8 protein-coding genes and 1 pseudogene are annotated in these 13,476 nt (G+C 38.8%); 7 read left to right on the top strand and 2 right to left on the bottom strand.

Features of this window, described 5'->3' with window-relative positions; translation table 11 throughout:
- Nucleotides 1–10: 10 nt before the first annotated feature.
- The 5 genes from rpoC to tuf all read left to right on the top strand — a co-directional run bounded on the left by rpoC (nucleotide 11) and on the right by tuf (nucleotide 8,509).
- Nucleotides 11–3,661 (top strand): DNA-directed RNA polymerase subunit beta', encoded by a 3,651-nt coding sequence (gene rpoC / locus KQI83_RS14860; protein ID WP_216559676.1) that lies wholly within the window; start codon nucleotides 11–13, stop codon nucleotides 3,659–3,661.
- A gap of 244 nt (nucleotides 3,662–3,905) precedes the next feature.
- A complete protein-coding gene (rpsL, locus tag KQI83_RS14855) occupies nucleotides 3,906–4,328 on the top strand; it encodes a 30S ribosomal protein S12 (protein WP_216559674.1) in 423 nt (140 codons plus the stop codon).
- 202 nt (nucleotides 4,329–4,530) lie between these two features.
- Nucleotides 4,531–5,001, top strand: a complete 471-nt coding sequence (gene rpsG / locus KQI83_RS14850) for a 30S ribosomal protein S7 (protein WP_216559672.1) — start codon at nucleotides 4,531–4,533, stop codon at nucleotides 4,999–5,001.
- Nucleotides 5,002–5,047: 46 nt separating this feature from the next.
- Nucleotides 5,048–7,165 carry an elongation factor G gene (fusA, locus tag KQI83_RS14845; RefSeq protein ID WP_216559670.1) on the top strand — a complete coding sequence of 706 codons (2,118 nt, stop codon included), beginning with the start codon at nucleotides 5,048–5,050 and terminating at the stop codon, nucleotides 7,163–7,165.
- Between the two features lie 156 nt (nucleotides 7,166–7,321).
- Complete coding sequence (gene tuf, locus KQI83_RS14840) at nucleotides 7,322–8,509, top strand: elongation factor Tu (protein ID WP_216559668.1); 1,188 nt, start codon at nucleotides 7,322–7,324, stop codon at nucleotides 8,507–8,509.
- A 68-nt stretch (nucleotides 8,510–8,577) separates the two neighbouring features.
- On the opposite strand, the gene KQI83_RS14835 is transcribed toward tuf, so the two are convergent.
- Nucleotides 8,578–9,624, bottom strand: coding sequence for a site-specific integrase (locus KQI83_RS14835; RefSeq protein ID WP_216559666.1), 1,047 nt, complete (start codon nucleotides 9,622–9,624; stop codon nucleotides 8,578–8,580).
- Nucleotides 9,614–11,077: pseudogene (locus KQI83_RS14830) on the bottom strand (IS1182 family transposase). Before KQI83_RS14830 ends, KQI83_RS14835 begins: the two are co-directional and overlap by 11 nt.
- Nucleotides 11,078–11,557: 480 nt before the next feature.
- On the opposite strand from KQI83_RS14830, the gene KQI83_RS14825 reads away from it, so the two are divergent.
- Nucleotides 11,558–13,021 carry a methyl-accepting chemotaxis protein gene (locus tag KQI83_RS14825; protein WP_216559665.1) on the top strand — a complete coding sequence of 488 codons (1,464 nt, stop codon included), beginning with the start codon at nucleotides 11,558–11,560 and terminating at the stop codon, nucleotides 13,019–13,021.
- Between the two features lie 99 nt (nucleotides 13,022–13,120).
- Nucleotides 13,121–13,471, top strand: a complete 351-nt coding sequence (locus KQI83_RS14820; RefSeq protein WP_253295644.1) for a hypothetical protein — start codon at nucleotides 13,121–13,123, stop codon at nucleotides 13,469–13,471.
- Nucleotides 13,472–13,476: the final 5 nt, after the last annotated feature.

Genomic DNA, 13,476 nt, shown 5'->3' with positions numbered 1-13,476 from the left:
AGTGTCATACATGCCAGAGACAATGAATAAAGAAAATTACCAGCCAATCACATTTGATGCAATTAAGATTGGTCTGGCATCACCTGAAAAAATCAGAGAGTGGTCCAGAGGCGAGGTAAAAAAGCCAGAGACCATTAACTATAGAACTTTAAAACCGGAAAAAGATGGATTGTTCTGTGAGAAGATTTTCGGACCAAGTAAGGACTGGGAATGCCACTGTGGTAAATACAAGAAAATCCGTTATAAAGGCGTTGTGTGCGATCGCTGTGGTGTAGAAATCACCAAAGCGAGCGTGCGTAGAGAGCGTATGGGACATATTGAGCTTGCAGCTCCTGTTTCCCATATCTGGTACTTCAAGGGAATCCCAAGTAGAATGGGATTAATCCTTGACCTTTCTCCAAGAACATTGGAGAAAGTATTGTACTTTGCTTCCTATATCGTATTAGATAAAGGAACTTCAGATTTGCAGTATAAGCAGGTATTGTCTGAAGCAGAATATCAGGAAGCAAGAGAAAAATTCGGTAGTGACTTCCGTGTAGGAATGGGTGCAGAGGCAATCAAAGAATTGTTGCAGGCCATCGATTTGGAAAAAGATGCTGCTGAATTAAAGGCAGGATTAAAGGATGCTACCGGACAAAAACGTGCAAGAATTATTAAACGTTTAGAGGTAGTAGAAGCATTCCGTGGATCTGGAAACAAGCCGGAATGGATGATTATGGATGTAATTCCTGTAATTCCACCAGATTTACGTCCTATGGTACAGTTGGACGGTGGACGTTTTGCAACTTCCGACTTGAACGACTTGTATCGTAGAATTATCAATAGAAATAACCGTTTAAGAAGATTATTAGAATTAGGCGCACCGGATATCATTGTTCGAAACGAAAAGAGAATGTTACAGGAAGCAGTAGATGCTTTGATTGACAATGGTAGAAGAGGTCGTCCAGTTACCGGACCGGGTAACAGAGCATTGAAGTCCTTGTCTGATATGTTAAAAGGTAAGTCCGGACGTTTCCGTCAGAACTTGCTTGGAAAACGTGTTGACTATTCCGGACGTTCCGTTATCGTAGTAGGGCCGGAACTTAAGATTTATCAGTGTGGACTTCCAAAAGAAATGGCAATCGAATTATTCAAGCCATTCGTTATGAAAGAGTTAGTTGCGAATGGAACAGCTCACAACATTAAGAGTGCTAAGAAAATGGTAGAAAGACTTCAGTCTGAAGTTTGGGATGTGTTAGAAGAAGTAATCAAAGAACATCCGGTTATGTTGAACCGTGCTCCTACACTTCATAGACTTGGTATTCAGGCATTTGAGCCCATTTTGGTAGAAGGTAAGGCAATTAAGCTTCATCCATTGGTTTGTACCGCATTTAACGCGGACTTCGACGGAGACCAGATGGCTGTGCATCTTCCATTATCTGTTGAAGCACAGGCAGAATGCCGTTTCTTACTGTTGTCGCCAAACAATCTGTTGAAACCATCTGATGGTGGTCCGGTTGCCGTTCCTTCACAGGATATGGTACTTGGTATTTACTATTTGACACAGGAAAGACCGGGCGCATTAGGAGAAGGTAAGTTCTTCAAGAGTGTAAACGAAGCAATCTTGGCATATGAGAACGAAGCTTTGACGTTGCATTCCAGAATTACTGTTCGTATGACAAGAACTATGCCGGACGGTGAAGTAGTAACAGGAATGGTAAATTCCACCTTAGGAAGATTTATCTTCAATGAGATTCTTCCACAGGATTTAGGATTTGTAGATAGAACAAACCCGGAAAACAAACTGAAATTGGAAGTAGACTTCCATGTTGGTAAAAAAGGTTTAAAACAGATTTTGGAAAAAGTTATCAATATTCATGGAGCAACTAAGACTGCTGAAGTTTTGGATGATATTAAGTCCATGGGATATAAGTATTCTACAAGAGCTGCTATGACCGTTTCTATTTCTGATATGACTGTACCAGAAAAGAAACCAGAGTTGATTCAGAAAGCACAGGATACTGTTGATAGAATTACAAAGAACTACAAACGTGGTTTGATTACAGAAGAAGAAAGATATAAAGAAGTAGTAGAAACATGGAAAGAGACTGACGATATTCTGACCAAAGAGCTGTTAGACGGTTTGGATAAGTATAACAACATCTTTATGATGGCTGATTCCGGAGCCCGTGGTTCTGATAAGCAGATTAAACAGCTTGCCGGAATGCGTGGTTTGATGGCAGATACAACTGGTCGTACCATTGAGTTGCCAATCAAGTCAAACTTCCGTGAAGGTCTGGACGTATTGGAGTACTTCATGTCTGCCCATGGTGCTCGTAAGGGTCTGTCCGATACAGCACTTCGTACCGCTGACTCTGGTTACTTAACCAGACGTTTGGTAGACGTATCACAGGAATTGATTATTCGTGATATTGACTGCTGCGAAGGAAAAGAAGCACCAGGAATGTATGTAAAGGCATTCATGGACGGAAAAGAAGAAATCGAAAGTCTGGAAGAACGTATTACAGGACGTTTCTCCTGCGAAGATATCTGCGATGCAGAAGGAAATGTATTAGTTAAAGCAAACCATATGATTACACCAAAGAGAGCAGCACTTGTAATGAGCAAAGGTGTAGACAAGGATGGTAATGCATTAGACAAAGTAAAGATTCGTACCGTACTTACTTGTCGTTGTCATAACGGAATCTGTGCAAAATGCTATGGTGCAAACATGGCAACAGGTCAGGCAGTACAGGTTGGTGAATCTGTTGGTATTATCGCAGCACAGTCTATCGGTGAACCGGGTACACAGTTGACCATGCGTACATTCCATACCGGTGGTGTTGCTGGTAACGATATTACACAAGGTCTTCCTCGTGTCGAAGAATTGTTTGAGGCTCGTAAGCCAAAGGGACTTGCAATTATCACAGAGTTTGCTGGTACAGCAACACTTAAAGATACAAAGAAGAAACGTGAAGTTATTGTAACAAATAATGAAACCGGAGAAACAAAGGCTTATCTGATTCCTTATGGTTCCAGAATCAAGGTAATGGATGGAGCTGAGTTAGAGGCTGGTGATGAACTGACCGAAGGTAGTGTAAACCCACATGATATCTTAAAGATTAAAGGTGTTCGTGCGGTTCAGGACTACATGATTCAGGAAGTTCAGCGAGTATATCGTCTCCAAGGTGTAGAAATCAACGATAAGCATATCGAAGTAATCGTGCGTCAGATGTTGAAGAAGATTCGTATCGAGAACAACGGAGATTCTGATTTCTTACCGGGAACTTTAGTAGACATTTTAGACTACGAAGATATGAACGAGAAGTTGGTAGAAGAGGGCAAAGAGCCGGCAGAAGGAAAACAGGTAATGCTTGGTATTACCAAGGCTTCCCTGGCAACAAACTCCTTCTTATCAGCAGCATCCTTCCAGGAAACAACCAAGGTATTAACCGAGGCTGCAATCAAAGGAAAGATTGACCCATTGATTGGTCTGAAGGAAAACGTAATCATTGGTAAGTTGATTCCTGCCGGAACCGGTATGAAACGTTATCGTGATATTAAACTTTCTACAGATGTAAATAGTCTGGATGAAATCTATTTTGATGAAGATATGATGGATTTCAGTTATCAGCCGGAAGAAGCTGAAAATACAGAAGAAGCAGAAAAAGTAGAAGAGTAATAGTAATAAAATAAAAGAAGGAGCTGTCCGCAGTTGATTTTTATCGGCTGTGTGGCAGCTTCTTTTTTGGAGAACAATAATCTGAGAAGTGGAAAAACGTGTTTCTTATGATAAAAAATGCGTATATTACATGTAAAATGCGGGAAAATTACTAAAAAATGCTTGACATAGGACTTTTATACTTATATAATTATTTAGCGTGCATGCGAATGCATGTTGATAAATAATACAGGAGGTGAAAAGGATGCCAACATTTAACCAGTTAGTAAGAAAAGGAAGACAGACATCTGTTAAGAAGTCTACAGCACCGGCTTTACAGAAAGGATATAACTCCTTGAAGAAACGCCCAACTGATACAGCTTCTCCACAGAAGAGAGGTGTTTGTACTGCAGTTAAGACTGCAACTCCTAAGAAACCTAACTCTGCTCTTCGTAAAATCGCCAGAGTACGTCTTTCTAACGGAATCGAAGTAACAAGCTACATTCCAGGTGAAGGACACAACTTACAGGAACATAGCGTTGTTCTTATCCGAGGCGGAAGAGTAAAGGACTTACCAGGTACCAGATACCACATCATCCGTGGTACATTGGATACAGCAGGTGTTGCAAATAGACGCCAGGCTCGTTCCAAGTATGGTGCTAAGAGACCAAAAGACGCTAAGAAATAAATTTTAGTGTAGCAATAGTATCACAGTAAGAGCAGTGTTTTATTGGACAAAATGTTCGGTAAGAAGCAATTGCAATGGTTAGTGTTGGAAAACGCGAGAGCGTACATTCTTTTTGAATAGATAAATTTCCGCACGAACACAAAAATGTGAGTACCGTTGAATTAATCGAAAAAATAAAAACATGATTAAGGAGGGAAGCGACGTGCCACGTAAAGGACATACTCAGAAAAGAGACGTTTTAGCAGATCCAATGTACAACAACAAAGTGGTTACAAAACTTATCAATAACATTATGTTAGATGGTAAGAAAGGCGTAGCTCAGAAGATTGTATATGGAGCATTTGACAGAGTTGCAGAGAAGACCGAAAAGCCAGCTATCGAAGTATTCGAAGAGGCTATGAACAACGTAATGCCAGTATTAGAGGTAAAGGCAAGACGTATCGGTGGAGCAACATATCAGGTACCAATCGAAGTAAGAGCTGACAGACGTCAGGCTTTAGCTCTTCGTTGGTTAACTCTGTTCTCCCGTAAGAGAGGCGAGAAGACCATGGAAGAAAGATTGGCAAATGAGATTATGGATGCAGCTAACAATACAGGCGCATCTGTAAAGAAAAAAGAAGATATGCACAAGATGGCAGAAGCAAACAAGGCTTTTGCACATTATCGTTTCTAATCGAAACAGCATTATCTTTGTTTAAGAAATTTAGGAGGAAAAGACCTTGGCTGGAAGAGAATATCCATTAGAGAGAACCAGAAACATTGGTATTATGGCTCATATTGATGCTGGTAAGACAACAACAACAGAGCGTATTCTTTACTATACCGGTGTTAACTATAAGATTGGTGATACTCATGAAGGTACTGCTACCATGGACTGGATGGAACAGGAGCAGGAAAGAGGTATTACCATTACTTCCGCCGCTACAACATGTCACTGGACTTTGGAAGAGTTTACAAAGCCAAAGAAAGGTGCACTGGAACACCGTATCAACATCATTGATACTCCAGGACACGTTGACTTTACAGTTGAAGTTGAGCGTTCACTTCGTGTACTTGATGGCGCCGTTGGTGTCTTCTGTGCAAAGGGTGGAGTAGAACCTCAGTCTGAAAACGTATGGCGTCAGGCGGATACCTATAACGTACCTAGAATGGCATTCATCAATAAGATGGACATTTTAGGAGCTGATTTCTATGGAGCAGTAGATCAGATTAAGACACGTTTAGGTAAAAATGCAATCGTTCTTCAGTTACCAATCGGTAAGGAAGATGATTTTAAGGGAATTATCGATTTATTTGAAATGAAAGCCTACATCTATAATGATGAAAAGGGTGATGATATTTCTGTAGTTGATATTCCTGATGATATGAAAGAAGACGCAGAACTGTATCATACAGAGTTAGTAGAAAAAGTATGTGAATTAGATGATGATTTGATGATGGAATACTTAGAAGGTGAAGAACCATCTGTAGATGCAATGAAAGCAGCATTAAGAAAAGGAACTTGTGAGTGTACAGCTGTTCCTGTTTGCTGTGGATCTGCTTATCGTAACAAAGGTGTTCAGAAGTTATTGGATGCTATCGTTGAATACATGCCATCTCCATTAGACATCCCTGCTATCAAGGGTGTTGACTTAGATGGTAATGAAATCGAAAAGCATTCTTCTGATGATGAACCTTTCGCAGCTCTTGCATTTAAGATTATGACAGACCCATTCGTTGGTAAACTTGCGTTTATCCGTGTTTACTCAGGTACAATGAATGCTGGTTCTTATGTATTGAATGCAACAAAGGGCAAGAAGGAACGTGTAGGACGTATTCTTCAGATGCATGCAAATAAGAGAGAAGAACTTGATAAAGTTTACTCTGGAGATATTGCAGCAGCAGTTGGATTTAAGTTTACAACAACAGGTGATACCATCTGTGATGAACAGCATCCTGTAATCTTAGAGTCTATGGAATTCCCAGAACCAGTTATCGAGTTGGCTATTGAACCTAAGACAAAAGCTGGACAGGGTAAGATGGGTGAAGCTCTTGCAAAACTTGCAGAAGAAGACCCAACATTCCGTGCTCATACAAATACAGAAACAGGACAGACAATTATTGCTGGTATGGGTGAGCTTCATTTGGAAATCATCGTTGACCGTCTGCTTCGTGAATTCAAGGTAGAAGCTAATGTTGGTGCTCCACAGGTTGCTTACAAAGAAACATTTACAAAGCCTGTAGATCAGGAATACAAATATGCAAAACAGTCTGGTGGACGTGGACAGTACGGACACTGTAAAGTTAGATTCGAGCCAATGGATGCCAACGGAGAAGAATTATTCAAATTTGATTCTGAAGTTGTTGGTGGTGCTATTCCTAAGGAATATATCCCGGCAGTTGGTGAAGGTATCGAAGAAGCTACAAAGGCTGGTATTCTTGCAGGATTCCCTGTAGTTGGTGTACACGCTACTGTATATGATGGATCTTACCATGAAGTCGACTCTTCTGAAATGGCATTCCATATTGCCGGATCTATGGCATTCAAGGAAGCTATGAAGAAAGCAGCTCCAGTATTATTAGAGCCTATCATGAAAGTAGAAGTAACTATGCCAGAAGAATACATGGGTGATGTTATCGGTGATATCAACTCCCGTCGTGGACGTATCGAAGGAATGGACGATATCGGTGGTGGTAAGATTGTACGCGCATTCGTACCACTTGCTGAAATGTTTGGATATTCTACAGACTTACGTTCCAGAACACAGGGACGTGGTAACTACTCTATGTTCTTTGAAAAATATGAGCCAGTACCAAAGTCTGTTCAGGAAAAAATTATTTCTTCAAAAGCAGAGTAATATTGAGAGAAAATACTTGAAAAACCTCTGATTATTTAATATAATCAGAGGTAGCCGAGTAACTTTTTAAGTCACTCATTTACAACAGCGTATGTAAATGAGTGCAATTATAGAAGATCGCCCTAAGGGGCATAAAATTAAGGAGGACGTTATAAAATGGCTAAAGCTAAATTTGAAAGAAACAAACCACATTGTAATATCGGAACCATTGGTCACGTTGACCATGGTAAAACAACTTTAACAGCAGCTATCACAAAAGTACTTGCTGCAAGAGTTGCAGGAAATGAAGCAACAGATTTCGAAAACATCGATAAAGCTCCAGAAGAAAGAGAAAGAGGTATCACTATCTCTACAGCTCACGTTGAGTATGAAACAGAGCATAGACATTATGCACACGTTGACTGCCCAGGCCATGCTGACTATGTAAAGAACATGATTACTGGTGCTGCACAGATGGACGGAGCTATCTTAGTAGTAGCTGCTACTGACGGTGTTATGGCTCAGACAAAAGAGCATATCTTATTATCCCGTCAGGTAGGTGTACCTTACATTGTTGTATTCTTGAACAAATGTGATATGGTAGACGACGAAGAATTAATCGAATTAGTAGAAATGGAAGTTACAGAACAGCTTGAAGAATATGGATTCACAGATTGTCCAATCATCAAAGGTTCTGCTTTAAAAGCTCTTGAAGATCCTAACGGAGAATGGGGCGACAAGATTATGGAATTAATGGATACTGTAGATAGCTATATCCCAGATCCACAGCGTGATACAGATAAGCCTTTCTTAATGCCAGTCGAAGACGTATTCACAATTACAGGACGTGGTACAGTTGCTACTGGTAGAGTAGAAAGAGGTACTCTTCACTTGAACGAAGAACTTGAAATCCTTGGTGTTAAGGATGAAGTTCAGAAGACTGTTGTAACAGGTATCGAAATGTTCCGTAAGCAGTTAGACGAAGCTCAGGCTGGTGATAACATCGGTGCTTTACTTCGTGGTGTTAACCGTGATCAGATCGTTCGTGGACAGGTTCTTGCTAAACCAGGTACTGTAACATGTCATCACAAATTTACAGCTCAGGTTTACGTTTTAACAAAAGACGAAGGTGGACGTCATACTCCATTCTTTAACAACTATCGTCCACAGTTCTACTTCAGAACAACAGACGTAACTGGTGTTTGTGAATTACCAGCTGGTATCGAAATGTGTATGCCAGGAGATAACGTAGAAATGACAATCGAATTGATTCATCCAGTAGCTATGGAGCAGGGTCTTACATTCGCTATTCGTGAAGGTGGACGTACTGTAGGATCAGGACGTGTTGCTACAGTTATCGAGTAATTAAATACTCTTAGAGTATCAATTGACTTAATTGGCTCAGCCCTTTGTTTACAAGGGGTTGAGCCTTTTTATGTGCGTCCGGCGAAGCCGACGCATGGGCTTAAGTCATTCTCGTGGACTTGCTGTGGGCTTATTTTATCCTTTGGACTTACGACTTTGAACTTTGTGTTCTGGGGTTGTGGATTCTTTTCAGGTTTATCTGAGGCTTCAGATGCACCGGCAGCTACTGTTTCCAACGTGTGCTGTCTCTGCATCATATCCACCACTTCCTGATGCTTATTCGGATACAAGTGGGAGTAGGTGCTTAAGGTGGTCGGTACCTTTTTGTGCCCTAACCGTTCTGAAATGAGTAGTGGTGCGCAGCCCAAGTTGATAAGATAGCTGGCGTGTGAGTGACGGATGTCGTGGATACTAATCTTTTTCACTCCGCTTTTCTTGCAAGCCCTTGCCATCGCATTATTGATATAGGATTTGGTGAAGGGTAAGACCCTGTCCGTATCTTTCAAATCATAAAGCTTTGACATATAATCTTTGACTTCGTTCATTACAAAGTCCGGTATGATGATGTTCCGGATACTTTTCGGCGTTTTTGGTGGTGTAACCACATCCTGCTTTTTAATCCGCTGAAGACTTTTGGTGATGTCGAGGGTATTCTTTTCGAAATCAAAGTCTTTCGGTGTCAAAGCGAGGAATTCTCCAAAACGGATACCGGAGTAGTACAGTAGTGAAAACGAAACATGTGCGGTAGGATCATCTTCCATTGCAGCCAGTATCCGGTCGAATTCTTCCTTTGTCCAGAAGTTTACCACAACCTCACGCTTACCCATTCTGCCCGCCTTGTGACAGGGATTCTCAGCTAAGTTGAAGTAGTCCACTGCATAATTGAAAAGTGCGGTGATCATATTCTGCATCCTGTCTAGGTAGGAATTGGAATAATCTTTTGCAATCATTTCATTCTGCCAGGCTCGGATGGAGGGCACTGAAAAACATACCATTTTTATTTTGACTTTAATAAAAAAGAAAAAATCCATCAGAGTTTTTATGATTCTGGTGGATTTTTTGTTAGGCGAAATATAAATTGCTTGTCTTTTTCGGACAAAGTTCTTATTTTTCATTCATTAATTTAATTATTCTCTTAAGATTTACTGCAAAGATCGTCATTGCTCCTTGCATTTCCATACAAATAAGACCTGATGATGACGCTACGTCATAACCATGCCGATGTTTTAGTTCGCTGTTCTTAGCTTCTATTTTATAGCGTTTCCGCATTTTTTCTTTGAAATGCTCAGTTTCCTGAAATTTAACCTGTTCACTTTGGGAATCGCAAATGATTGTTTCTGTGTATGTTTTCTTTTTGGCTCCTTCTTTGTAACAGCCATCACGATACGGACAACATTTACATTTTTCAATATCAAAAAAATAGACCATACGTGGTTTTTTGTTTTTTTTATCTTTTTTCCTTTTATCGAAATATTTATGAATGGCTAAATGTCCGGCTTTACACTGATACATTCCGGCATCTTTATTAAATTCAAACTCATCTTCCTTTCTTCGGTTACCTTGTGTAATAACCGGATTTAATTTTGCTATCAGTTCATAACCACATTCTTTTGCTGCCTCGATATTTTTCTTTTCAGAATAAGCCATATCTCCAATGACTGATTCAATCTGTATCCCAACAGCTTTACTTTTTTGTACAAGTTTTGGCAGTTCTTTGCCATCTGTTTTTTCGCCGCTGGTGATTGTGGCAGCTGTGATGATCCGTTCTTCTGTCATTGCTATGTGTGTTTTATATCCAAAGAATGAAGTGTCGGCTGTCTTATGACCAGTTTTTGCATCTTCATCCTTTGAAGTTTCTAAATGTTCCATGTCATCAGTGACAGATTCTTCTAGTAGATTTAATTTTTCCTGCACTTTTGGATAACTGCAAATTTCTTCATTTCCTTTTACAACATCAATAAGCTGTTTACAGTATTTTAGTTCTTTTTCTAAAGAATCCTCTGTGTTTTTATCAGGAAATTTTTCTTTCATTGTTTCATCAATCTCATAGATGCTACGGCGCAGTTTTTTTGATTGTTCCTGGAGTACTTGACGTGGTGTCTTTTGATTGTATCTTGATTTTGTATGCGTAGCATCCACAATAATGGATTTTGACTTAATAATTCCTTTTTCTAATGCCAACTGAATTGTTTTGGCAATCAGCATATCCAAAAGATTCATATCCTTTAAACGCAGCTTCCGAAATTTTGTCAATGAACTTGGATTTATAACTTCATCTTCTGGAGCCATGTCCAAAAAATATTTAAAAGACATATCGTATTTAGAACGTTCAACCACATCAACACCTGATAAATCATAAATTGATTTTAAAAGCAGATATTTAAACATTCGGATAGGTGGAACTGCATTTCGTCCGTTATCCAGACAATAATTAGCAAGCAATTCATCCTAAATAAAGCTAAAATCAACCAATTCTTTTATCTGTCGGAGAAGATTATCTTTCGGGATTACTAATTCATATATTTCCATGCATGGACTTAGCACCAATTTCTGCTGTTGTTCGATCATAAAAACACCGCCTATATTTGATAGATACATTGTACCAAATATAGACGGTATTATCTACTTTTTCAGTGCCCTCAGAATAATTATGATTTGATACATCGTGTTAAGTTTTCAAGGTACAAATATATATCAAAGGTCAGTGACCTTTTGACACCCTAATCACAATAGGAAATTGCGTCCTATTGCATAAAAACGCTTTGCTAAGGAGGCACACCTCGCGGAGATGAAATTAGTCATAGATGAAATTAGTCATAAATGACACAGCTCGGACGCGAAAGAGTCCAGCGAGCGGACTATTTGTTCTATAAAAATATAATGTAAGATATAGTATAAGGAAAATAATACGATTTTTGCACAGAATAATGAAAATATATGTAAAAGAATAAAAAAATAGTGATAATTATATACCTTTGTGATAAAATTACAATATATTAGGAATAAGGTAAGTAACAACTATAATGGGTGAATGGAGAAGGTAAAACTATGGATGAAAAAGTAAATACGGAATTGGAGAGAAATAATAAGGTAGCAATGATAGCACATGCAATTGATACTGCTGTAATGATTATATTTTGCATTCTTCAGGCTGTTGCGGGGCGGCAAACAGGAATTTATGTATTAATAATAAGTATTTTGGGGATTGCACCAATTATTGCGGAGTATGTATTTTGGAAGCAAAATCATGAAACATCTATGGTAAAACATTTTATGGCAATCGGTTTTGCTATTTTTTATACGGTTGCATTGTTTACATCAACCAATAATATGGTATTTGTTTTTGTAATACCAATGATTCTTTTAATTACCATTTATAATGATGCGCGATATTCATTGTTAATTAATATAGGAACGGTTTTAGAAAGTTTTATTGTTGTAATCGTTGGGGCAAATACGGGAAAATTTGGATATACAGGATTAGACTCTGCCATTATTCAAGTGATAGTTATGATATTAATAGGTATTTATTCTTTCATGTCTGCACAGGTTTTGAATATCAATAATAAAAATAAAGTAGAAGCAATAAAAAAAGCGCAGGGAAAAACAGAATTATTATTAAATAATATCTCAGAATTATCACAAAAGATGGAGAGTGGAATTGAAGATATTCATGTGGAGTTAGATAAGTTAAATGAAGCTTCAAGTGTAACACAGGATGCTATGAAGGAAGTTACAGTTGGAACCAATGATACGGCAGAGGCAGTACAAAAACAGCTTTTGCAGACAGAAGCTATTCAAAATAGGGTAAATATGGTCAATGAAGCAGCGGATAACATTACGGAAAGTATGCATGAAACGCTGAATGTATTGGAACGTGGAAATCAAGACGTTAAAATTATGGTTCAAATGGTGGAAAAGTCTGTACAAAACGGAGCCGATGTTGCAGAAAAGTTACAGACCCTGGATAAGTATATGGCAGAAATGAATTCTATTGTTGAGTTAATAAGTGGAATTACTTCTCAGACCAGTCTTTTATCATTGAATGCAAGCATAGAAGCAGCGCGAGCAGGAGAAGCGGGTAAGGGATTTGCGGTAGTTGCAACGGAAATCTCAGGGATGGCAACCCAGACACAGGATGCAACAGAGCAAATTACAGCACTTATTAATAATGTTTCCGGTGCCATTAGTGAAGTTGTGGAAGTAATTCATCAAATGATAGCAGGAATTGATGAAGAAAAACAGGGTGCAGCAAATACAGCCGACAGTTTTTCAGAAATTCAAAACAATACATATGCCATACGGGATAGTGCAAAAGATTTAATGAACCATATTGTAGAATTAAAAGAAGCAAATAATGAGATTGTAGATTCCATTCAAACGATTTCTGCAATTTCCGAGGAAGTTTCTGCACATGCTAGTGATACCTTAGAGTCAGAAGAAGCCAATACTAGTATTTTGGATAAGATGAAAGAAAAAATGCAAGAATTATTGCAAGAAATTAATCATTAAATCCTTATATTGCTGTCTAGAATTTTGTGTGATATAATGGGAACAGTCACAAAATAGTACATTAGAACTAGAAAATAAAATAGAAAAGGATGATAATGTATGATGACAGAAGAATTGCGAGAGCAATTAATTAGACAATTTTCGGCAGAAGTAATCGAGACAAAAGGTGAGATGGAGCAAACGTATTATTCTTGTCCGGCATGTAGTCGACCGGTAGCTAAGGGAATGGAACGATGTGTTTGCGGGCAGACGTTGAGTTGGAAGAATATTAAAGAAGCAGAAGCGGTAAGTGGGTTTAAAACAGCAAAATTGGAGTTTGAGGTACCGATAGAGTTTACCAAGGGTGATTGTCGCAAATGTCCGATTTCGTACATAGGAAAGAGTAATGGAGAAAACGTTTATGAATGTCCATTGAAGATGCGTGGAGATTGTAAGTTAGAGATTTCATAAAGTTT

The sequence above is a fragment of the Roseburia sp. MSJ-14 genome (assembly GCF_018918225.1).
GTDB lineage: Bacteria > Bacillota > Clostridia > Lachnospirales > Lachnospiraceae > Petralouisia.
This window is presented reverse-complemented; position numbering and strand designations above follow the sequence as displayed.

Bases quoted from the DNA above. Each gene is read 5' to 3' on its own strand.
- rpoC (WP_216559676.1), top strand. From the start codon at position 11: ATGCCAGAGACAATGAATAAAGAAAATTACCAGCCAATCACATTTGAT.
- rpsL (WP_216559674.1), top strand. From the start codon at position 3,906: ATGCCAACATTTAACCAGTTAGTAAGAAAAGGAAGACAGACATCTGTT.
- tuf (WP_216559668.1), top strand. From the start codon at position 7,322: ATGGCTAAAGCTAAATTTGAAAGAAACAAACCACATTGTAATATCGGA.
- KQI83_RS14835 (WP_216559666.1), bottom strand. From the start codon at position 9,624: ATGAAAAATAAGAACTTTGTCCGAAAAAGACAAGCAATTTATATTTCG.
- KQI83_RS14825 (WP_216559665.1), top strand. From the start codon at position 11,558: ATGGATGAAAAAGTAAATACGGAATTGGAGAGAAATAATAAGGTAGCA.
- KQI83_RS14820 (WP_253295644.1), top strand. From the start codon at position 13,121: ATGATGACAGAAGAATTGCGAGAGCAATTAATTAGACAATTTTCGGCA.